This is a genomic window from Segatella copri DSM 18205 (assembly GCF_025151535.1).
GTDB lineage: Bacteria > Bacteroidota > Bacteroidia > Bacteroidales > Bacteroidaceae > Prevotella > Prevotella copri.
This window is the reverse complement of record NZ_CP102288.1, coordinates 192,386-214,507: the sequence shown is the minus strand read 5'-3', so window position 1 is coordinate 214,507 and position 22,122 is coordinate 192,386. Positions and strand designations below refer to the sequence as shown.

15 protein-coding genes are annotated in these 22,122 nt (G+C 48.1%); 5 read left to right on the top strand and 10 right to left on the bottom strand.

The genetic code is table 11. The annotated features are described in order from the left end of the window. Positions 1-185 precede the first annotated feature (185 nt). The 3 genes from NQ544_RS00880 to NQ544_RS00870 are packed head-to-tail and all read right to left on the bottom strand — an operon-like array spanning position 186 to position 6,052. Positions 186-2,663 (bottom strand): bifunctional UDP-N-acetylmuramoyl-tripeptide:D-alanyl-D-alanine ligase/alanine racemase, encoded by a 2,478-nt coding sequence (locus tag NQ544_RS00880; RefSeq protein WP_006847835.1) that lies wholly within the window; start codon positions 2,661-2,663, stop codon positions 186-188. A 27-nt stretch (positions 2,664-2,690) separates the two neighbouring features. Continuing rightward, positions 2,691-3,512 carry a GSCFA domain-containing protein gene (locus NQ544_RS00875; RefSeq protein ID WP_040553225.1) on the bottom strand — a complete coding sequence of 274 codons (822 nt, stop codon included), beginning with the start codon at positions 3,510-3,512 and terminating at the stop codon, positions 2,691-2,693. A 50-nt stretch (positions 3,513-3,562) separates the two neighbouring features. After that, entirely contained in the window at positions 3,563-6,052 is a 2,490-nt protein-coding gene (locus NQ544_RS00870; RefSeq protein WP_006847837.1) for a YfhO family protein, read from the bottom strand. Between the two features lie 239 nt (positions 6,053-6,291). On the opposite strand from NQ544_RS00870, the gene NQ544_RS00865 reads away from it, so the two are divergent. Further along, positions 6,292-6,966 (top strand): outer membrane beta-barrel protein, encoded by a 675-nt coding sequence (locus NQ544_RS00865; protein ID WP_040553226.1) that lies wholly within the window; start codon positions 6,292-6,294, stop codon positions 6,964-6,966. 143 nt (positions 6,967-7,109) lie between these two features. On the opposite strand, the gene NQ544_RS00860 is transcribed toward NQ544_RS00865, so the two are convergent. After that, on the bottom strand, positions 7,110-7,385 hold the full coding sequence (locus NQ544_RS00860) for a phage antirepressor KilAC domain-containing protein (protein WP_228023616.1): 276 nt from the start codon (positions 7,383-7,385) through the stop codon (positions 7,110-7,112). An 865-nt stretch (positions 7,386-8,250) separates the two neighbouring features. Here NQ544_RS00860 and NQ544_RS00855 point away from each other — a divergent pair. From NQ544_RS00855 to NQ544_RS00845, 3 genes are all read left to right on the top strand, one after another. After that, a complete protein-coding gene (locus NQ544_RS00855) occupies positions 8,251-8,421 on the top strand; it encodes a hypothetical protein (protein ID WP_228023621.1) in 171 nt (56 codons plus the stop codon). Between the two features lie 69 nt (positions 8,422-8,490). Beyond that, entirely contained in the window at positions 8,491-9,189 is a 699-nt protein-coding gene (locus NQ544_RS00850; RefSeq protein ID WP_006849085.1) for a 5'-methylthioadenosine/adenosylhomocysteine nucleosidase, read from the top strand. A 23-nt stretch (positions 9,190-9,212) separates the two neighbouring features. Beyond that, entirely contained in the window at positions 9,213-9,698 is a 486-nt protein-coding gene (locus NQ544_RS00845) for an S-ribosylhomocysteine lyase (RefSeq protein ID WP_006849084.1), read from the top strand. Between the two features lie 21 nt (positions 9,699-9,719). On the opposite strand, the gene NQ544_RS00840 is transcribed toward NQ544_RS00845, so the two are convergent. Together NQ544_RS00840 and typA are read right to left on the bottom strand one after the other, a co-directional pair. Further along, on the bottom strand, positions 9,720-10,631 hold the full coding sequence (locus tag NQ544_RS00840; protein WP_006849083.1) for a transporter: 912 nt from the start codon (positions 10,629-10,631) through the stop codon (positions 9,720-9,722). Between the two features lie 57 nt (positions 10,632-10,688). Then, positions 10,689-12,491 carry a translational GTPase TypA gene (gene typA / locus NQ544_RS00835; RefSeq protein WP_006849082.1) on the bottom strand — a complete coding sequence of 601 codons (1,803 nt, stop codon included), beginning with the start codon at positions 12,489-12,491 and terminating at the stop codon, positions 10,689-10,691. Positions 12,492-12,675: 184 nt separating this feature from the next. On the opposite strand from typA, the gene rpsO reads away from it, so the two are divergent. Beyond that, entirely contained in the window at positions 12,676-12,945 is a 270-nt protein-coding gene (gene rpsO / locus NQ544_RS00830) for a 30S ribosomal protein S15 (RefSeq protein WP_006849081.1), read from the top strand. A 102-nt stretch (positions 12,946-13,047) separates the two neighbouring features. Here rpsO and NQ544_RS00825 read toward each other — a convergent pair whose 3' ends face one another. The 4 genes from NQ544_RS00825 to NQ544_RS00810 all read right to left on the bottom strand — a co-directional run bounded on the left by NQ544_RS00825 (position 13,048) and on the right by NQ544_RS00810 (position 22,109). Further along, positions 13,048-18,324, bottom strand: coding sequence for a hypothetical protein (locus tag NQ544_RS00825; RefSeq protein WP_153134136.1), 5,277 nt, complete (start codon positions 18,322-18,324; stop codon positions 13,048-13,050). Next, on the bottom strand, positions 18,311-19,822 hold the full coding sequence (locus NQ544_RS00820) for a hypothetical protein (RefSeq protein WP_006849079.1): 1,512 nt from the start codon (positions 19,820-19,822) through the stop codon (positions 18,311-18,313). Before NQ544_RS00820 ends, NQ544_RS00825 begins: the two co-directional genes overlap by 14 nt. A gap of 72 nt (positions 19,823-19,894) precedes the next feature. Continuing rightward, positions 19,895-21,037, bottom strand: coding sequence for a FimB/Mfa2 family fimbrial subunit (locus NQ544_RS00815; protein WP_006849078.1), 1,143 nt, complete (start codon positions 21,035-21,037; stop codon positions 19,895-19,897). 22 nt (positions 21,038-21,059) lie between these two features. Next, positions 21,060-22,109 (bottom strand): FimB/Mfa2 family fimbrial subunit, encoded by a 1,050-nt coding sequence (locus NQ544_RS00810; RefSeq protein WP_006849077.1) that lies wholly within the window; start codon positions 22,107-22,109, stop codon positions 21,060-21,062. Positions 22,110-22,122 lie beyond the last annotated feature (13 nt).

Genomic DNA, 22,122 nt, shown 5'->3' with positions numbered 1-22,122 from the left:
ATGATTTGTTGTGTGCAAAGATACACTTTTTTCTTCAATTACAATACGTTTTGATGGAAAAATTTACGCAAAAAAAATCCCATCAGAACATTTCTGATAGGATTTCTCTATTTTTATACGTTTTTAAATGATTTTTTACCGAATCGGTCTTCATTCTTCCCTCTTCGTTCTTCCCTCTTCACTTCCTAGTCCTGGAAGTAAACTCTCTTCACACGGTTGCTGATGGTGGTCAGCACCTCGTAAGGGATGGTCTCGAGGATGTCGCTCAGTGTCTGGACAGGCAGATGCTCGCCGAAGATTTCTACCGAATCTCCTTCCTTGCAAGGGATGTCAGTCACGTCTATCATAGCCACATCCATACAGATGTTGCCCACATATTCTGCCTTCTGGCCGTTCACCAGACAGTAGGCATGACGGTTGCCCAGACGGCGGTTCAGTCCGTCAGCATATCCGATAGGGATGGCTGCGATGACGCTGTCTCTGTCGAGAATCGTCTTGCGGCTGTAGCCCACACTGTCGCCTGCCTTCACGTTGTGCATCTGCAGAATGGTTGTCTTCAGGGTGCTCACGCAGTTGATGGTCTTGTTGTTGCGCGAATTGATACCGTAGAGCCCGAGTCCCAGACGGCACATATCCAGCTGGCGCTCCGGGAAGTGCTCGATACCTGCCGAATTGCAGATATGGCGCAATATCTTATGGTCGAAGGCTGCCTGCAACTGCTTGCTGCCCTTGTCGAAGAGTTCAAACTGATGAGCTGAGAAATCATCGAAGCTGTCGTCATCGCTGCCCACGAAGTGAGAGAACACAGAACGTGGGATGATGGCATTCTGGTGCTTCAGCTTGCCGATGAGTTCCTCCATATCGTTCTCAGGGTCGAAGCCCATGCGGTGCATGCCGGTATCCAGCTTGATATGGACAGGGAAACCGGTTACGCCCTCTTTCTCAGCTGCCTTGATGAGCGCATCGAGCAGACGGAAAGAGTAAACCTCCGGCTCCAGGTCGTAATCGAACATGGTCTTGAAGGCGGTCATCTCCGGATTCATGATCATGATGTTGCTGGTGATGCCGTTCTTGCGCAGCGTAACGCCCTCATCGGCTACAGCCACAGCCAGATAGTCTACACGATGATCCTGCAGGGTCTTGGCTATCTCCACGGCACCTGCACCGTAGCCGTCTGCCTTGATCATGCATACCAGCTTGGTTTCCGGCTTCATAAACGCACGGTAGTAGTTCAGATTGGCTACCACGGCATTCAGATTCACCTCCAGCGTAGTCTCGTGTACCTTCTGTACCAGTAGTTCGGTGAGCTGGTCAAAGCCAAACTGACGGGCGCCCTTCAGCAGAATCACCTCATCGCGCAGGGAAGCAAACACCTCGCTGGCGATGAATTCCTCTACATTCGGGAAGAAGAACTTCTCTGAAATCTGAATCACGTCGTGCTGCTTGCAGAGCTCAGGACCGATACCGATGAACTTTACCACGCCACGCTTACGGGCTAAATCGCTCACCTCTTTATATAATGCCTCCGGTGCCTGACCGCTCTGGTAGATGTCGCTCAATATCAGTGTATGGCGACGACCGCGATGGTCTGGACGGCGGTTCATGAAGTCGAGGGCGATATCAAGCGAATTGATATCACTGTTGTAGCTGTCGTTGATCAGCGTACATCCGTGCTGTCCTACTTTCACCTCCAGTCTCATTGCCACAGGTTCGAGCTGTGTCATGCGCTTGTCGATATCTTCAGCCGAAAGACCGAGTTTCGATGCCACGACGGCAGAGATGATGGCATTCTGTACAGATGCATTGTCGATGAACGGGATAGAGAAACTGTCTTCCTCACCTTTATATATATAGGTAATCACGGTCACGCTCTGCTGCTTCTCGATGTTCTTTACATAGAAAGGAGCCTCCGCATTCTTGAGCGACCAGAAGAGTTTCTCGCCCTTATAGTCGGGATATTCGGCTATCACCTTGTTGATAACCTCGTCATCGCCATCATAGATTACGGTCTCTGCGTCATGGAAGAGGATGAGTTTCTCCCGGCATTTCTCCTCCATGGAAGAGAAGTTCTCCTGATGGGCAGCACCCAGATTGGTCAGTACAGCGATGGTTGGCTGGATGATGTCACGCAGGGCAAGCATTTCGCCAGGCATACTGATACCTGCCTCGAAAACGCCCACCTGGGTCTGCTCGTTCATCAGCCATACCGACAATGGCACACCTATCTGAGAGTTATAACTGCGCGGACTGCGGGTAACAAACATGCTTGGCGAAAGCAGCTGGTAGAGCCACTCCTTGACCATGGTCTTGCCATTTGAGCCCGTGATGCCTACGATAGGGATGTTAAACTCGTCACGGTGGCGCTCAGCCAGACGCTGGAGAGCCTCGAGCGTGTTTACTACCTTCAGGAAGTTGGCTCCCGGATAATCAGAAGCATAGCCCTTTGGCACATTCGTTACAACAAAGTTTTTCACACCTCTGCGATACAACTCAGGGATGTAGTTATGACCATCATTACGCTCCGACTTGAGCGCAAAGAACAGAGTTTCCTCTGGGAAACAAAGTGAACGACTATCGGTCAGGATAAAACCGATGTTGGTATCATTGTCTCCATAGCGACGCGCACCTATCAGTGTGGTTACCTTTTCAATAGTATATGTCATTGTCTTGTTATTTAAATATTCTTTATTTTATAAGAGATGATATTTCTCCTCAAATTGTCTGTTTTTCTCTTCCGTCCTGGCGATGAACTTCTGGTGTTCCTCGCTCTCGGGATGGAAGGGCTTGTGGCCGAGTGCTTCGCGGATAGGCCTCCAGTCTTCCAGAAACAGCTCCGCTGCCTTGCCGAAGTAAGTTGCCCGGAACCGCTCCCAGATATATTCCACAGCCTGTTCGCTCGGGTGCAGCATGTCTTCCTTGTAGAAGCGGTAGTCACGAAGTTCATCGTTCATGATCTCGTAAGCCGGAAAATAGCTCACCACTCCGGGATTCTCCTTCACCAGCTTATCGGCTGCCAGCAGGAGCGTAGCCTTCGAAAGCTGACTCCCGTGATAGCCGTATTTCGCATAGCGGATAGGACTTACCGTGATGATTACCTTCAGAGTGCCTTCACTGCCATCAGATGCTGCGGTCTGCGATTTCAGCAGACTGATAGCCTTCTGCAGATAGCCTGCACATTCGTCCACGCTCAGTTCCCGCTCTTCGAAGAGGCGCTGCGGGCGCTTCTGGCAGTTGTCCACTATCTCGCCCGTCTCCTTCAGGATATACACATGGTTGGTACCCAGCGTAAAGACAGCCACACGAGGGCGGACCTCGGAACATTTCTCTACCGTATGGAGAATGCTTGCCGGATTATACATCACCCCGAAGGGATTCACCGTAGCCCGGAAGCGGTTCTCCACAAACCTCCTACCCAGATTGTCGGCAAAGCAACTGCCCACAAAGAGCATCCGCTCTGCCGCCTCTATCTCGAAGTCGGCCTTCGGAATATCTATTTCTGTTCTAAATCGCATCATTAGAATTTGCAATCTGTCTATCAGTCTAAGGGGATTTGCAATCCCCGCTATTCCTTCTTGCGTTTTCTCACCTCAACCACTACACCTATTATAATAAGGAGAGCCAGAACGCCATAACCGATGTAAGCCACAGTCTCGGTATTCTTGAGCGACTGAGGATGGAAATCGAGCACTACCTTATGGCTGCCTGCTTTCACGTTCAGCGCACGCAGAATATAGTTTACCCTACCCAGTTCAGCCGGCTGTCCATCAACCGTAGCCGTCCAGCCCGGATAGTAAATCTCAGAGAATACGATCACGCCGCCCTTGCTCGACTTCACCTCGTAAGTCAGGTTGTTCGGCTTATACTGCGTCATCTTCACCACCGAAGTATCATCCTGCTTCACGCTCTGCGCCAGCTGTTCCTTGAATTTGGCATCAGCCACAGCCACATGTCGGAGGTTCACCTTGCCCACACCATCGATTTCCTCGTTGGCATTGTTCACATACTTCACCTCGTCTACGAACCATGCATTGCCGTAGGCATACGGATTCTGAACCGGAACGGTCTGTCCGCCCTGCAGCGGCATGATGAAGTATTTGGTATTCAGCATGTTCAATACCGGATAGATACTGTCGCCGTTCACCTTGGTCATATCGCCGCCCGCAGCAGCTACCGCCTGCATCGTCTTCTGCATCTCAGGAGCAATATGTGCCTCAATCATCTCCTGGTAGCGACGGAGCTTGGCTGGATGATAACCGCCGATGCTCTTGTGGTAGTAAGAGGTTTCGTTCTCATTGAATGTATTCGATGCCAGATTCAGCACACGATAGTCGAGTTCCTTGTCACGGCAGATAATCTTGTCGGTCTCGGTCATCTGCTGCGGTGTATCGCGCTGCGCCTTGTCTACGAACATATCATCGTAGAGATAGCGCTTGTTCACCATCCACATATCCACCAGACAGAGCACGGCGATACCGGCAATCATATATTCCTTGCCCAGCTTCTTCATCTTGAAGAGCATCAGCAGTGCCGAACCGATGAGGATGATCCAGAACGAACGCCAGCAGTCGGATGTGAAGATGCCCTTGCGGATATCTGTCAGATTGCTCATGATTGGAGAGATATACTCCTGAGGCAACTGCTGCAGCGCCTGTGTCTCCTGTACCGATACGAAATCAGGGAAGAATACGCCCGGCATGATGGCAAAAAGCAGACAGAAGCCTGCTGTCAGACCGAAACTGGCATATACATATTTTATCTTCTCTGTCAGAATCTCTGGCTCATCCACAATCTTCTTCAGCGCCATCATCGCCAGGAGCGGGATGGTGAATTCTGCGATGACCAGGATAGATGCCACCGTACGGAACTTGGCATACATCGGCACATAATCGAGGAAGAAATTGGTAAACGGCATGAAGTTTCTACCCCAGGCGAGCAGGATGCTCAGGATGGTGGCAGCAAGCATCGCCCACTTCATCGGACCCTTCACGATAAACAGACCCAGGATAAAGAGCATGCAGACGAAGGCGCCTACATATACCGGTCCGCTCGTTCCCGGCTGGTTGCCCCAGTACTGTCCCAGCTGCTGGTAAATCTGAACGAAGTTAGGATCAGCCTTCTCCATCGCCTGCTGGTTCTGCGCCAGCGGAACGGAGGCACCGCCCTTGGCATCCGGAATCATCAGCGTCCAGGTTTCGTCGATACCGTAGCTCCACTGTGTGATATAGTCTCTATCCAGTCCGCTGCTGGTCTGGTTAGCCGCATTTTTCTTTACAAGTTCACTCTTTCCTCGCATGGTTTCCTGACCATACTGCCAGGTATGATAAAGGTTCGAGAGGTTGAGCGAGATACCGATGAGGGCACCCACCACGCATACTGCCGTAGCCTTTCCGAAGCGTGCGAGTTCGCCTTTCTTGATGGCATCTGCCAGGAAGGCAATCACCATGAAGAGGATGATAAAGAGGTAGTAATAAGTCATCTGCACGTGGTTAGCCTGCACCTCGAAAGCCGAGAAGATGGCAGTAAGGAGCAGTCCCTTGAGATACTTGCCCCGATAGGCAAGCACCACGCCCGCAATCATCGGAGGCAGATAAGCCAGCGCCCATACCTTCCAGATATGTCCGGCAGCGATAATGATGAAAAAGTAGGACGAGAATGCCCAGATGATACTTCCCAGCACCGCCAGCGACTGTCTGAAGTTGAAGGCACGCAGCATGATATAGAAGCCCAGGAGGTATACAAAGACATACCAAACATAGTCCGGCAACCACAGATGATATGCCTTCACAATCTGGCTGAGCACCTGATTACTGTCATACGAAGGCGACATCTGATAGGTAGGCATACCGCCAAACACCGAGTTCGTCCATCGTGTAGTCTCTCCCGTCTGCTGCTGGAAGAGTTCCTTTTCATGTCCCAGTCCCTTTCCTGCCGCTGCATCATGTCGGAAGAGGATTCGTCCGTCCATATCGGCAGGCATAAAGTAGACGAAGGAGATGATTGCAAATGCAATAACTACCAGAATATCCAGTAGATACTTCTTCAAAAATTTCATAATTTCTATATAAACGTTTATAATTTGAAGGCAAAGATAGCACAAATTGGAGACAAAACAAAAAATATAGCAAAAATTTATATTTTTTTTGTTGAGAAAGTTGTATTAGGTCAGAAATAGGGGTTCCCCTCTATCATTTAGGGAAACACTCGCTGCCGTTTCGGTTTTTATCCCTACCTTTGCACCGTAAAACAAGTTTCTTCAAACAGTATATATTAATGTATAAAAGAATAAGAATTATGAAAAGATTAGCATTCATCATGCTGGCATTGCTCCTGGCTCTGATGCCGGCAGCAGCACAGAATTATCGTGACAGCAGATATTACAACAGCAAGACAGACCGTCTCGACTACCGTTACAACCACAACTACGGCAGCCCGTATTACGGATTCCGCATCGGTCCTGCCTTCACCTTTGTCAATTCCGACAATTCCCGACTGGATGGTGACGACTGGCAGACCGGCCTGAATGTGGGCATAGTAGCCGGCATTCCATTGACCGACAGCGCCCCACTCTATCTCGAAACCGGACTTTCATATATAGAGAAAGGGGGCAAGAAGGAACTTCCTGAAGGCAAGATGACCTACAATCTCAACTATCTTGAGATTCCAGCCGTACTGAAGTACAAGTACGAAGTAGACGACCACTTCTCCATCCAGCCTCAGGTAGGCGGCTATTTTGCCGTTGGTGTAGGAGGCAAGATCAAGGACTTTGCCAAGCATGAAGCAGAGAGTTCATTCAAGGATGCAAACTTCCGCCGCCTTGATGGTGGTATCCGCATCGGCTGCGGCATCGGCTACGACATGTTCTATGCCGATCTCACCTACGATATCGGTCTTGCCAACATCTGCCACGACAGTTTCGACAAATCGCGCAATGGAGCCCTCCAGCTCAATTTCGGAGTTAACTTCTAGAAACGTTTAAAGGTAAAAAGGTAAAAAGAGCCTTACCCCCTTCGCGCCCCGTCCCCAGCGATTCCATCGCTGGTCCCCTAAAAAAGGTAAAAAGAGCACCCTAGCTTAACATTCCGCTAGGCTCTTTTTACCTTTTTACTTTTTTACCTTTCAATGAGTTCCCAGTATCGCTGGGCGAGGTCATGGATGAACTTTCGCCCTCGTTCGGTCCATACGAGATAGGTATGGGTGTAGGCTCTACCCATCTTCTCCTGTCTGCCATCGCTCTTCGGGTCTAGGAAGGCGCTGTAGCGGGTACGGCTCTTGGCTAAACCCATGTGGGCATAATCAGCATAGAGGAGATACTGACCGCTCTGGTAATACAGGATATGCAGAGCACAGAGCGAGCGGTTCAGCTCCTGGGTCCACTCCTTCTGCAAAGCCCTTTTTCATTCCTTCAGCCAGCCCCTTCTCCATGCCTTCAGCCAGGCCCTCTTCTTTACCTTCTCGCTTAGCGGTATCAATCGAATTTTTGATATCACGATATGCCATCTTGCTGGCTTCAAAACTGATATATCTTTCTTCTACCTGCTTCATAATCCCAATGTTATTAATATTTCTATTGCATCAGCAATAGTTACGATTTTATTTTCATATCTGCAAGAGTTTTCTGATAAAAATTGAGAAAATGTTTATAAGTGCGCGAAAAATATAAGAAAGCTGAAATGGTATCCGATTATTCGGATTCTTTTGTATCTTCGCAACATAGAATCAAAAGAAAAGAATTATGAAGAAAGTATCAAATGACACCATCCGTATTCAGTATTCAGTTATTCAGTTTTTTTTAAAACCCTTACATGGATAAAGGGGTTGAAAACCCGGAAGAAAGGGATTGGTTATTTTGTAATGTATTTTTTATTATTATATTATATTATATATATATTTATATATATAGATATATAGATAGTATATAAACTTTACTTTTTAAGGGGGTAAAAAGTAACCCCTTAAAAAAAACTGAATAACTGAATACTGAATAAGGTGCTGTGTTTTCTTTTCTTTAACTCTATGTTTTCTCTTCTGAAAAAGTATGAGTTGCGGGGCGCAAAACGGCGAGTTAGATTGTTTAACAGGTTTCGGATTGAAAGCGTGCTGAAAATCGCGCCTTATCCCACGCTGAAATTTGGTGGTATCGGGAAATTGGCGTATCTTTGCACTGTCGTTCGAAGAAAGGCTGCACGCGACAAAACGCAACCCACAAAGTTAACAATTAACAATTTATTAACCCTTTAAAAATTTAAGATTATGGAACAGAAAGGAACATTGAAATATCGTAAAGTACAGCGCACACCTCAGACTGGTGAAAACGCAGGTAAGAAGAAGTGGTATGCTACTTCGGTAACCGACCAAAGCCCCCGGTGCATCACGCATCGGGGGCTTTTTTACTTTTTCACCTTTAAAAGCCTTTTTCCTTAAAAACTCCTTAAACTTTGCTACTCTCTGCAATATTTTTAGTAACTTTGCACCCAAAAGTTAGTATACAAGATGAAAATAGGAATTATCGTTGCGATGGACAAGGAGTTCGCGCAACTCAAAACATTATTGACCGAATCGCAGGTTGAGAGAAAAAACTATAAGGACTTCGTTATCGGAAAGATAGGCAATAACGAGGTGGTGATGCAACAATGCGGCATCGGTAAGGTGAACAGTACCATAGGTGCCGTGGAAATGATTGACAACTATCACCCTGACCTCGTCATCTCTTCAGGCGTGGCTGGAGGAGCTGATATCAACCTCAACGTGACTGAGGTGGTGGTGGCAACCAACTGCGTTTACCACGATGCCTACTGCGGCGAGGAATGCGAATTCGGACAGATTCTGGGCATGCCTGCTTCCTTCAAAACACCTAAGGAATATGTGGAGAAGGCACTCGCCATAAACAACCTGCCGGGCAATAGGCACCCGAAGATCCACGCCGGACAGATTGTGAGCGGCGAATGGTTTGTAGACAGCAAGGAGAAGATGCGCTCTATCCTGGAACACTTCCCTCAGGTGATGGCGGTGGATATGGAGAGCTGCTCTATCGCCCAGACCTGCCACATCTACAAGACGCCTTTCATCTCCTTCCGCATCATCAGCGATGTACCGCTGAAAGATACCAAGGCACAGCAGTATTTCGACTTCTGGGCTAAAATGGCTGAAGGCTCTTTCAATGTTACCAAGGCTTTCCTCGAAAGTCTGTAAACTGTAAATTATTAATTATCAAGATGAATAAGATTCCAAGTTTTACAATCAATCACAATAAGCTGCTCCGCGGCATCTACGTGAGCCGTAAGGACGAAGTAGGCGGAGAAGTCATCACAACATTCGATATCCGCATGAAGGTGCCTAACCAAGAGCCTTGTCTGCACAACGGTGCCATCCACACCATTGAGCACCTGGCTGCCACCTATCTGCGCAACGACGAGGAGTGGAAGGACCGCATCATCTACTGGGGACCGATGGGATGCCTCACGGGCAACTATCTCCTCATCAAGGGCGACCTGGAGAGCAAGGACATCGTGGAACTGATGAAGCGCACCTTTCAGTTTATCGCTGATTTCGAGGGTGAGATTCCGGGACAGGCGGCAAAGGACTGCGGCAACTACCTGCTCCACGACCTGCCTATGGCGAAATATGAAGCCAGAAAATATCTGGATGAGGTGCTCTGCTGCATCAGGGAAGAAAACCTCATCTACCCTACCCAGGATTAGAAACAAAAAAATATGGCAAGCTTACCACTTAAGCTTGCCATATTTTTCTTTATACCAAAGTTGCCAGCCATTGACCAGATTCTGCCATACTACATAGGCACCCGGTGCTACGGCAGCAAGAGGATTCAGGAAGGTGAGGGTGAGCCAGATGCCCACTACCGTATTCTTCTGTCCCAACGCCTGACCGGCACTGATACTCGCACCGAAATGCCTGCCTACCGCCTTGCCGATGGCAAACTGGAGGAGACATACCAGCAGCGGTACAAAGAGCAGCAGAAGCATCGTTACGCCCGATACTTCGGCATGGAGCATGTTGCGAACCGTTTCGCCCATCAGTATCGTGAGGTTGAAACACCACATATAAAAGCCCAAATCCTTTACATTCTTCACCTTATCCACCCATTTTGGCAGGAACCGGCGGCTCAGCAAGGCAAGCAGCAGAGGCACCACCAGCACGGTAGTGACATTGCGGAACACCATCGCACTCATCATGAGGAACGATACATCTGCCCCCTTCTCTACCATCGGGAAAAGACTCGGAATGATGACCATCGTAAAAATGTTGGCGATGACCGTATAGGTGGTTAGCGAACCGATACTGCCGCCCAACTTCTCCGTAACCACAGCCACGGCGGCTGCCGTAGGACAGATGAAGCAGATGAAGGCACCCTCTAGAACCAGTTTGGTACTGTAATCGGAGCCGAACTCGAAGATAAGCACCACCATCATCAATGCCAGCGAGGTACGGATGAGCTGGAGGATGAAATGCCACGCCTTAGGCTTCATCTCCTTGATTTCTATCTTACAGAAAGTAACATAGAGCAGGGAGAACAGCACCACCGGCATCAGACTTACCAACCTCGGACCACAATAATCGCCAATGGGCACCAGAAAGGGCACATTGGCGAATAACAGGTAGCCCAATGCTCCCATAACCAGGGAGCAGGGCAATGAAAACTTTCTAAAAAATCTCCACAAAAACATTTCTGTTTAGTCTTTGTTGCTGCGCTTGCGCTTCAGGTGATCGAGTTCGATCTTGCGCATACGCATGTTCTTTGGAGTTACCTCTACGTACTCGTCCTCACGGATATACTCCAGACACTCCTCAAGACTCATCACGGTCTTAGGAATGACGCGAGCCTTATCGTCAGAACCGGAAGCACGCACGTTGGTAAGTTGCTTAGCCTTGGTTACGTTGACTACCAGGTCGTTGTCGTGAACATGCTCACCTACAACCTCGCCGCCGTAAACCTCCTCACCCGGGTCGATGAAGAACTTACCACGATCCTGCAGCTTATCGATGGCGTAAGCAAAGGCAGTACCGGTTTCGAGCGCAATCATGCTACCGTTAGAACGGCGGCTGATTTCACCCTTGTATGGCTGATACTCCTTGAAGCGGTGAGCCATGATAGCCTCGCCCTGAGAAGCGGTAAGCACGTTGGTACGCAGACCGATGATACCACGTGATGGGATATCAAACTCGATGTCTACACGCTCGCCCATGTTCAGCATAGAGGTCATATCACCCTTGCGGCGGGTTACCATATCAATCATCTTAGAAGCAAACTCCTCTGGTACGTTGATGGTCAACTCCTCTACAGGCTCGCACTTCACACCGTCAATCTCCTTATAGATAACCTGAGGCTGACCGACCTGGAGCTCATAGCCCTCGCGGCGCATGGTCTCGATGAGGACAGAGAGATGGAGCACACCACGACCTGATACAATCCACTTATCGGTAGAATCCTCGTAAGGCTGTACGCGGAGAGCGAGGTTCTTCTCGAGCTCCTTGTTCAAGCGCTCCTGGATATGGCGTGATGTACAGAACTTGCCTTCCTTACCGAAGAATGGTGAATCGTTGATGGTGAAGAGCATGCTCATGGTAGGCTCATCGACTGCGATTGGAGGCAGTGGCTCTGGGTTCTCGAAGTCGCAGATGGTATCACCAATCTCGAACTTCTCCAAGCCGATAACAGCACAGATATCGCCAGAATCTACATGATCGGTCTTCTTGTGGCCCATACCCTCGAAGGTGTGGAGTTCCTTGATCTTGGTCTTCTCCTGGGTTCCGTCGCGGTGGCAGATAGTAACGTTCATGCCGTCCTTCAATGTACCGCGATGTACACGACCTACGGCGATACGACCTGTATAAGAGCTGTAATCGAGTGATGTGATAAGGAGCTGTGGAGTACCCTCGAGCTGCTTAGGAGCTGGGATAACCTCAATTATCTTATCGAGCAGATAATCGATATTGTCTGTTGGATGATTATAGTCCTCGCCCATCCAGCCGTTCTTGGCAGAACCGTAAACTACAGGGAAGTCGAGCTGGTCTTCTGTAGCATCGAGGTCGCACATCAGGTCGAACACCATCTCGTACACCTCTTCAGGGCGACAGTTAGGCTTATCTACCTTATTAACAACGACGATAGGCTTCAGTCCGAGCTGCAATGCCTTCTGGAGCACGAAACGGGTCTGGGGCATCGGACCCTCGAAAGCATCGACGAGGAGGAGGCATCCGTCTGCCATGTTGAGCACGCGCTCAACCTCACCACCGAAGTCAGAGTGTCCAGGAGTATCGAGGATATTAATCTTAGTACCTTTCCAATTGATAGATACATTCTTTGAGAGAATGGTTATACCACGCTCGCGCTCCAAGTCGTTGGAATCGAGCACTTCGCCGCTGTTATCCTGGCCGTCGCGGAACAGCTTACCGGCGAGCATCATCTTGTCGACCAATGTAGTCTTACCATGGTCAACGTGTGCAATAACTGCAATGTTTCTAATGTCTTGCATTTTAATTTTTACCTTAAATACTTAAATTTGGGTGCAAAATTACAAAAAAATCCCGAAATGTTTGCATAATTCACCAAAAAGTTGTATCTTTGCACCGCATTTTTAATGAAACCACCGTGAGGAAGGTCATCAGATGCACAAAATTAAACATATTCATATTTTATTAAATTAAGTTTTTACAGCTATGTATTTAGACAAAGCAAAAAAAGAAGAGATCTTTAGCAAGTACGGAAAGTCTAACTCTGATACTGGTTCAGCTGAGAGCCAGATAGCATTGTTCTCATACCGTATTGCTCATTTGACGGAACATGTTAAGAAGAACCGTAAAGATTATACTACAACACGTGCGTTGACACAGCTTGTAGGAAAGCGTCGTGCATTGCTCGATTACTTGTATGATCGCGACATCAATCGCTATCGTGCTATCGTCAAGGCCCTCGGTCTTCGTAAGTAATCAGCGAAAGCAGACACATTGCTTAACAGAATTAAAAATCCCATCGCTCACAAGAACGATGGGATTTTCTTTTTTCTCAGTTTAACACAAAAAAGCTTTCTCTCAACGGAGAGAAAGCTTTTTTGTTATTACAGTCTGCGTATCCATCAAGGATACTCTGATAATATAGACAGTCTGGGACGAAGAGGAAACCGGGATGCTGACAGAAACAGCACCTGCAGCCTTTTTCGCTGCCACCAGTCTTCCATCAAGGGTATAAACCTCCACCTTATTTAATAGAGACCCCCCAACCTTGGATACTACTATCAATCCCCTGGCAGGAGAATAGATCTTCACGTCACTCTCTCCCATCTCAGCATTTTCAATACCTGTAGTACTGCGAGTCTGCGTCAGGAAGTATCTGCCGTGCTCGTTTGCCTGCACCTTCACTTCCTCGCCATCCTTTATCTCCTGATACTTCCGGGTGGCAGCATCATAGAGATAGAGAGGAGAAGAAAGACGAGAGATGCCATCAATTTTCAATCCAACAGAAGAGGATTTGCCTACCACACCCAGTGGCAGCCAATCTACATCCGGCAAGGAATTCAGCGCCACAGCCTCATCGCCTGCCACCGTATAGACCACCGGAACTTCCTTCAGCTGGGCATCATAGAGCAGCTGGGCATCCTCGACATCATCATAATCTTCCGAAGCTGATGCATCAAGAACGATTCTCGAACGGCTGCGATAACCCGATGCAGATGCCGTAAGGGTAAGCGTCATGAGATTCTGCTCCTCATCCGATGCCGTCTTCACACCGCCAAACACTTCTCTATCTACCGTCATCGCAGAAGTGAAGTTGAGCTGCGATGCACTCTGTCCATCTTGCAGACGGACAAAGAACGACTGCATCGGCGAAATCTTCACGTCGTTCTTCGACTCATACGTGGTGGTTGACATATCCAGCTTATCATAGAGTTTCAACACACCATTCTCATAGACATAGAAGCTGGACTGTAGCGATGGATTTGCCTTCAGGAACTTATGCATGCTGAGCGTAGCCATATAAGGATTGCCCACCAGATAATAATTGTTGCCCTCCGACAACTTATTAACCAGCGAATAGCTCATTGTGCCCAAAGCATTCTCCTGGGCATCGGCATGCACCACCAGGCGATAAGCATTCTGTTTATCCACATTCTTCGAAAGCGTACTCTGCTGCTGAGAAGCCGAAACATAAGTATATTGCGTATCTGCCTTCGGCAAACGGAGCAATACTTCGCCCGATGCACCCATCGTATATTTATCTCCCATCCTGATAGCCACGCCCTCCAGCGGCTGATATTTCTTATCCACCTGATTATATACGTGGCTCCAGTGGGCTGAAAGCGCATTGAGATTCTGTTTCTCGAATGTGATGCCGGTGCCTGCATAGTCGTAGGCATCGTAGCTGCCGCCCAAGATTACTTCTTTGGCAGAAGCATCATCCCAGCTTCGCTGATATACAGGACTGGTTACACGATTGTTTACCGATGATGAGAACGAGATTGGCTCGAACGCCTCCGTCTCCTGTCTGCCCGATGCAGCCGGCACATAGATGTCGCCCGCATAGGTATCCTGCAAAGGCGAAGTGAGGGCATACCAGGTGTTTGACTTCATCTGCTTCTCCACCCACGCCTTGTTGTATATCAGATAGCACTGGTTGAGCAGTTCGCCTCCCGGCTTGAAGTAAATCTGGTCGCAGGTGTTGCCATAGAAAGGTTCACACTCCAGATTGCCGTCGGCGTTCAATCCGTGATCTGCGGCATCAGCATCCCATTTGGCAAGCATGTCATACTGGATATTCGCAGTAGCCGCATCGCCTTTGGCATTGCTCAGACGGGTGGCGATGCCCGTGGATTTCTGATAGGCGATATAGCCCAGGGAAGGGAAATACAGTCCGCTCAAATTTGGAATCGTTACCTTGGTAAACTTCATCGGCACGTATCCGCCGCTGCTGTAATCCGTATATTTATCAGCCCCCTTATAGAGCTCGCCACAGCCAGAGCGGCGCCAGTTTTCATCATTGTTCCATGCCGCACTCATCCTGCTGTTGGCAGTAGGATTCCAGGTAGCGTATTCCGGTACCACCGCAAAGCGGATGTATACCTCGCCCGAACAGAGTACCGTGGTTCCCTGGGAGCCATCTTCACGGAATATCAATACGCCTTCGTACCAATATCCCTCGTGCAACTGCACATTCTTGGAAGAAGCAGAAGATGCAGTCCCCGACTGCGGCGTAAACTTCAGCTTCAGCTGGCTGGTATTACGCTCGATGTAATTATCCTGAAGCGTAGCCAGCGTCAGGCTCTCCCCTATCCTGTTCTGGTAGGCAGGGTCGTTGGTATCCGAGAGATACATCACCTGGGTATATTGCGACTCATCCAGATGGTCCTTTCCGCCAGCCACAACAAAGTAGAGGCGATTGGAATTATCTGCCACAAAGTTCTTGCCGCTAACCGGTACACAGAAGTACCCACCCTTGCCCTTCTTGGCTTCCTGCTGAGCCAGATGAGCTACCTGCGGCAAACCGATGCGAACCGTGCGAACATAATTATTAGGATATGCCACGCCGGGACGTCCCAGATCCAACTGCGGTCCGTTCTTCACGACACGAAGCTTGAACGACATCTCACCGAGACAGATCTGATAATCCACGCCGCCCTGGTTGATGGTGCCAGATGTATTGGTAGGAAGCACACGAATGGTATGGTCGCCCACATCCAGCGGCACGTCCTTGAACTCGGCACAGTTTTTTAGAATCGGCGTCGTGGCATCGTCTACATACCAATCGTAGAGCACACCATTCAGCTGGATGCTGCCGCCATTGTTCTGGTCTACGGTCTGCAACTGCGCCTTGATGTTATATTTCGGGGTATCGTTGTCATCGCAAGGAATGGTGACGGTGGTGGTGATGCTTCCGTTGGCATCGGTAACCAGCACCTTCTGCTGCACCATCTGGAAGTTGGCGCTATAGAGCGAGCACACATCCGAAGGCTTTCCCCACGCAAGCTGGGTCTTATCCGTCACCGAATCATCCTCGAAGGCGAAACTAACATAGTAAGTCTGGTTCGACTGCAGATTGAAGTATCTGTTGGCAAGCACCACGTTCCACTCGTCGTTGATTTTCTCGTACATCGGCTTTCCATCCACCGTTTGCTTATCATCCACATAATTATATATGGTGGTGGTTCCCCAATTGTAGTTCGGGCTTTCTGCCGTTCCATAGTTCACGTTCTTTGCCGGATTTCCTTCGGCATCCACGAAGCGGAAGTAGAGTTTCTTCTCTGTAGCCGGGGCGATGAGTGCCGCCATGGTTTCCTGCAAGGCCCTCAGTTTGGTGAGGATATTGCTGGAAACGGAGGAATCTTCTGCCGTGTTCTTATCAGGACAGATAGGCGAGCTCTGGATGATATCCACCTTGGATGATTTGGTGTAAATGCGAAGATCATCGAAGGCATAGTCGGCACCAGAGGTAGATTTGCACATGTTATCCACCACAAGTTTGAAATCGGTGAAATTATTCACGCCGCTCTCCTTCTGCAGCACCATTTTTCCGTAAACCTGATACCATTTTCCTACATTGGCAGCATCTGTTCCTTCACGGTTTCCCGAAAAATTGCCGGATGAGAAGGAGTGCAGCAACCTGCGCTCCGTTTCCTGGTTATTCCCATCGTAATTCACGCCATAGAGCTTGAACATCAGCTGCGGGCGCTGCGAACCGGTGGTCATATCGGCAATGGCAGCACTGAAAATCACCTGCGAACCCACACAGAGGTCGGCCTTGAAATCAGCTTCGGCAATCTGTCGGCTTTCATCGGAAGCATCTATATAGAGGAAATGTCCATATTGGGTGCCATTCGTATTTTCGTAGGTACGGTCGTAGAGCTGGGCAGTAGGCCACCACAGGTAGCTATCTGTACCAGAGTTTCCCCATCCTGACTTTCCCTTTATATTTGCCGACTTATAGAGTCCGTATTCTCCATGCAGCGGTGAATGCTTAGGATTTACATACATATCGCCTGCCGGAGCGAAATTCATCAATTCACGATAGACAAAGCCATAGCTTCGCTTGCTCCATTTAGAAGGCAGGCGGGCCTGGTTATCATCCGGGCTTGTAGGAGCCAGAAGAGTCTGCTCCTCATCATCGTCATCAAAAGAAACGGTGTTGACAGAGCGATAATGATCTTCAAGATAAGAATTTAATCGGGTATTCTGACCTTTCGCCTTCAGTTCGTCCGCAGTCATCGGATACTGGTTGAATAGCTGACAGGTGAAATTGGCGATAGGACACATCTGTCCGCTGCTGGAAGCGGCTAGCGCCACCACATAGATACGGTCGCCATACTTAAAGGTCTGCTTGCTGCTGACTCCTTCACCATCCAGATTTCGCCATGCGCTAGTGGCCGCTCTATTATTCAGCAAATCCAGACTCAAATCAAAGAAACGGGATGAAGAACTACCTGTATATGTCCACCAGACAAACTGGGTTTTATCGGAATTATAGACACGCCATTGCACTTTAGTTGCCTGAACAACCTCTGAAGAGAAATCCGACTCCTTTATCTTATGCGCCTCATCCTCTGCAAAGACATGATGCGTATAGCTATTATTCATGGGATGGAAATAATAGTTGGATACATCATTCTGATTCAAACGGAGTGTCATGGTGGCTTTAAAATCCATCAATCCTGCCGAAACACCCTTTCCATCTTCATAAGAATAATCCCTGGTTATTCCCGTTTCCAGGAGTTTCTGCTTGATATCATCCGCCATCTTTTCTGCCGGCATAATATGGAAGATGTATCGGATAGAAAGAGTCGGCTCATGATAGAAGGTTCCATTGCAGCCGTCCATGTATCGGCTCACATCGCAGGCGATGGTCTCCCCAGTCCAGGAAGTATCAGAGGGACGGGTGTATTTTACGCCCACCAAATTACGATTTGGCTTGGATGAAAGCCCATAGGCTATCAAACCTTTATTTATCCCATGAGCATCATTCATGCGCTGCAAACTGCCGCCGGCAGAATATTTCTCCAACTGATCAGAAGCCTTATCAGTATCGTAATTATACCATCTGAAATATCCTCTGGGTTCCAAATTTTCACCATTGCCCGAATAGCCGGTAAATGGCAACGACAATTCCTTGCTACCGCCGCTAGGCAGGGCGATATAATAATGAACCACATGCGTTTTCTGTCGGAGACAGTCATAGGCGGCATCTATCACCTCGTAATCGCCAGTTTTATTGGCGAGACCTTCGTAATGCTTAAAGGTCTGGGAATAAGCCATACCAGGCATCAAAGAGATGATGCCCAGGATAAACAAGATGTATTTAGAAAATAAACTATTTACTTTCATAGCCAAAAGTCTTTGTATTTAATACTATTTTTTCAGTATTCTTTCCTGCACGGGTCAGGTTTATTTGCTTCATCGTAAAGCGAACCTTGCGGGAGATGATAGGATACATACCCAAGCCATTCTGTTCCTTCACCTTGATCTTCATTGTGTAAATGGAAGAACCCGTGCGGTTGCCCATTTCTCCTTCCAGGCGGTAAGCGGATGGAACCCAGGCTGGCGAGCTATCGAAGATGTTTACGCCATCAGCTCCCTCCGGATTCTGCTCTTGCAGCTTCCAGCCATCAGAACCTGCCGCATCCGTTCCCATTTGCCATTCACTCACTGGCAGGGTCTGAGAACCAGTACGGCTCAACTTGATGACCTCAGGCTTGATATGAAACTCTCCATAATAACCGAAGTCAAGCGAAAGGTTTTCCCCATCATCCTTTACCTTCGGCAACACACCGATTGGCGAGAATGCCTCCACCGTCCATCTAATCTGGTAATCCTCCAGCTTGATAGGAATCTTCAGATAATCATTGCGCCGGATTTCATTCCATGATAGCATGGCATAACGATGGTTACTGGTAGTGCCCGTAGTCGCATCTACCGTAGTAAGCGAAAGGATAAAATACCGGTTGCCACCATCTGCGCCCTTATCTACCAAACTCTCGTTCATATAGAAACAAGCCGTTTGCTTAGCTCTAGCCTCTATGGTCATACCATTGTTTTCGGCAGCCGTCAGCGTGATGGTTCCCTTTGCCACACCATCAGGTAAATTCACACCCTTCAATTCATTTGCCGAATCCACATTTGGCAAAAGCTTGATATTCTGATTACCATTCTGGGTAACATCTGAAAGGGTGATGGTCTTCAAGACAATGGCATGATCGGTGGCATTGGTAATAGAGAGCTGTACCTTAGCCACCATACGGATAACCTCCAGATTGATGACTTGCTGATTATCAGTTATATTCACAATCTGCTTATTACTCATCGGATAACCGTTCTGCAAGTCAGGCGCCATCGACTGATGGAAGAGTTTACTGTTGCCATCCATCTGATAAGTCTTTTGATCAAAACCAGTACGCAGCTGTTGCCCAACAGATGTAATGGCATCCAACTCGATATCTTCAGGCTTGATATTGGCAAAAGAATAGAAGGTTGTCTCGCCCTTATTCAGCTCCACAAAGGCCTGGTCTTTCTCTACCTCAGTAACACCAGATTTCAAATCGGAAGTGATAATCTTCTCTATCTGTCCATTCTGTACCACCACCACAAACCAGCTTTTCATCATTTCTCCAGGCCAAGCTTCGGTATCCGTCTCCCAACCCGCCCTGGTCAGAGAAGACCGGGAAGACTGCGAAGTCTGGGAAGATAAGGCAGACAGCTGCAACGTCACCCCTACCCGGTTCTCGGCATCAGCCTGACCGGGAAAGGAAGTTGCATCATCACCGGCAGAACAAGCCGCCAGCAAGCATACTGCCCAAATACATATATAATAGTATATCTTTGCCATGTTTTGAAAAGCCAACAATCAATTGCTTGATTTATATTTTCTTATTAATTCTTTATTTATTATTCATAGAAGTTACATCACGATATCTTCGTGATTACGTACATTCCATTTCCTCACCGTCAACTTCACGAGATTCTGACCATTGCTGCTCTTATACACCTCGAAGATATAATAATGGTCGCGTACGATATCATTGATGGTTGTACCTTCCGTTCCTTGGTCTGTATAATCAATGAAACGCAGGGTATATTCCTTATCTTTGCCTGATGCATCCTGTTCAACGGTTCCATTTCTAACCAGTTTCAACTTGATGACACATTTATCCGCATCATTTCTGACCGTATTCTGATATTCAGGCAGATAGATGGGCACATTATCTGTCAGGGTGATGCCACCGCTTTGCTTTGTATCATAGAAGTGCGAAAACTCCTTATGGGTAAGCGATGCAGTCCGTTCACAATCTGTATATTTACCAGGCATACAATAGCCCTTATTATTATAGTTGAAGAGTTGCATACTATGTATGCGCCATCCATTTTTCTTCATATCGTTACTCAGATTCACCTTTACCTTGGCTACCGCCCTCAGCAGATTGATATCCGAGAAATCCTGAAGCTTGCCGGCAGCAAGTGTAAAGACAACTTTCTTGACACCCCACATCGGCAGATACTTAGGATTTTCTTCGTAATTAAACGACTTCTGGGCGATATCCGTATCGTTGTAGTCTTTCTGCAAGTCAGCCTCACTCATATTGAAATTGGCATAAACCACCATTTTTCCTTCAAAATGGTTACCAACAAGCACCTTGTTGCTCACAGGCAAAGAGCCTGTCAACCGGTAGATATTACCGCCCACATGAATGAGCACCATGTTTTGCAGGATTCCAGCCATACGATGATTTGCATCATAGAAAACGACGTGGAATCTGCTAAAGTCGATACTGTTTTCCATCTCCGAATCGGGATTTTCCGTTCCGGCATCTCCTCTCGAAGAAAGCAGTCTGTTAGATGAGGCACCTGCTCTTGTGCTATTCTCATCCGTTCCTTTCAAACAGAGGGTTAACGTAATATTAGCTTCCGCTTCAGCCTCCACTCCGTCTATTTCTCTCTGGTCGCATGAGACCAAAGCAATACAGCCTAGCCAAGCCATCGCTATTGATACGAAGAACCTAAGCAGTCCCCCAGCATATCTTATTCCTTTTATCTCATACATCATGATTAAATACAATAATTATAGATTACATATCTGTCTTGCTCAGTACCACTCTCCATGAATTGATGATGACGGAAGCTGCCTGCCATTTGTGGTTTTCGTCAATGAAGAATACAAGGTCGTAGGAATCCTGTCTATCCAGATATTCCTGATCGCTCATACTCTTGTTATAATTACCTTTTACCATCAAGGCATAATCTATCAATGGAATATTGATGATGCTTGCACCCGTTGACTTATTGTATACGCGCAGTCGCATATCGTGGCCTTTCACCAGCCGGTTGGTGGTCAACTCGGCGATGGCGCATGCCACTGATGTCTGCTCGCTGCTACCTGAACTGACACCGGCAGAAGCGGAGTAAGCAGACCAGGCGTTGTAGGTAAGCATTTCATCCTCCATCAGACTGTTGTCGTAATCCATCTTACCATTGTTATCGGTAATCTGGAAGATGAAGTCATCGGCACTGAGATTCACTCCCGACAGGTTTTGCAAAACCACCTTGAAATGATTGGTGTTCTTGGTAAGCGAAACCTTGACGGTTCTCGTTCCCCCCTTCTCCATCTTTGTGAGATTGGCTTTTGCCAACTGTCCATGGAAGAGCGGAGTCAAATCATGGTCGACGATTCCCTTATCGGCACGGTTCACCGTAGCCTTGAGTACATCACAGGCTGAAGAGCCTATGCGTGCCTGCCCAAAAGTATAGGAGCCAGCATAACGCTCTTCGCCCTGTGCCCAAACGAGAAGATCATAGACACCAGGAGTCAGGTCGTCGATGTTCATCCCCTCTTCGGCGATAATCTTCTCGGCAGCCTCGGTCTTGACATAAGCCAATTTTCCCTGCTGGTCGAAAGCATAAAGTGTGACGTTCTTTACCTCATGAGGGAAAGCGTCGGCAAACTTCATGTTCATATCGTAGATGAACTGCACCTTCAGATGAGTCTTCAGCAGTTCCTCACATCCCTCGTAGCTATCGTGCCAATAATCACAGGATGCGAGCAGCAAACCGAGGATGGCGCAGCAAGAGAGCATCATCAGCCTTCCCTTCTCTTTGATATCATTTATAATCTTCTTCATTTATACAGTTTAT

Coding starts and splice junctions, on each gene's coding strand:
- NQ544_RS00880 (WP_006847835.1), bottom strand. CDS start 2,663: ATGACATATACTATTGAAAAGGTAACCACACTGATAGGTGCGCGTCGC.
- NQ544_RS00875 (WP_040553225.1), bottom strand. CDS start 3,512: ATGCGATTTAGAACAGAAATAGATATTCCGAAGGCCGACTTCGAGATA.
- NQ544_RS00870 (WP_006847837.1), bottom strand. CDS start 6,052: ATGAAATTTTTGAAGAAGTATCTACTGGATATTCTGGTAGTTATTGCA.
- NQ544_RS00865 (WP_040553226.1), top strand. CDS start 6,292: ATGAAAAGATTAGCATTCATCATGCTGGCATTGCTCCTGGCTCTGATG.
- NQ544_RS00855 (WP_228023621.1), top strand. CDS start 8,251: ATGGAACAGAAAGGAACATTGAAATATCGTAAAGTACAGCGCACACCT.
- NQ544_RS00850 (WP_006849085.1), top strand. CDS start 8,491: ATGAAAATAGGAATTATCGTTGCGATGGACAAGGAGTTCGCGCAACTC.
- NQ544_RS00845 (WP_006849084.1), top strand. CDS start 9,213: ATGAATAAGATTCCAAGTTTTACAATCAATCACAATAAGCTGCTCCGC.
- NQ544_RS00840 (WP_006849083.1), bottom strand. CDS start 10,631: ATGGGAGCATTGGGCTACCTGTTATTCGCCAATGTGCCCTTTCTGGTG.
- typA (WP_006849082.1), bottom strand. CDS start 12,491: ATGCAAGACATTAGAAACATTGCAGTTATTGCACACGTTGACCATGGT.
- rpsO (WP_006849081.1), top strand. CDS start 12,676: ATGTATTTAGACAAAGCAAAAAAAGAAGAGATCTTTAGCAAGTACGGA.
- NQ544_RS00825 (WP_153134136.1), bottom strand. CDS start 18,324: ATGAAAGTAAATAGTTTATTTTCTAAATACATCTTGTTTATCCTGGGC.
- NQ544_RS00820 (WP_006849079.1), bottom strand. CDS start 19,822: ATGGCAAAGATATACTATTATATATGTATTTGGGCAGTATGCTTGCTG.
- NQ544_RS00815 (WP_006849078.1), bottom strand. CDS start 21,037: ATGATGTATGAGATAAAAGGAATAAGATATGCTGGGGGACTGCTTAGG.
- NQ544_RS00810 (WP_006849077.1), bottom strand. CDS start 22,109: ATGAAGAAGATTATAAATGATATCAAAGAGAAGGGAAGGCTGATGATG.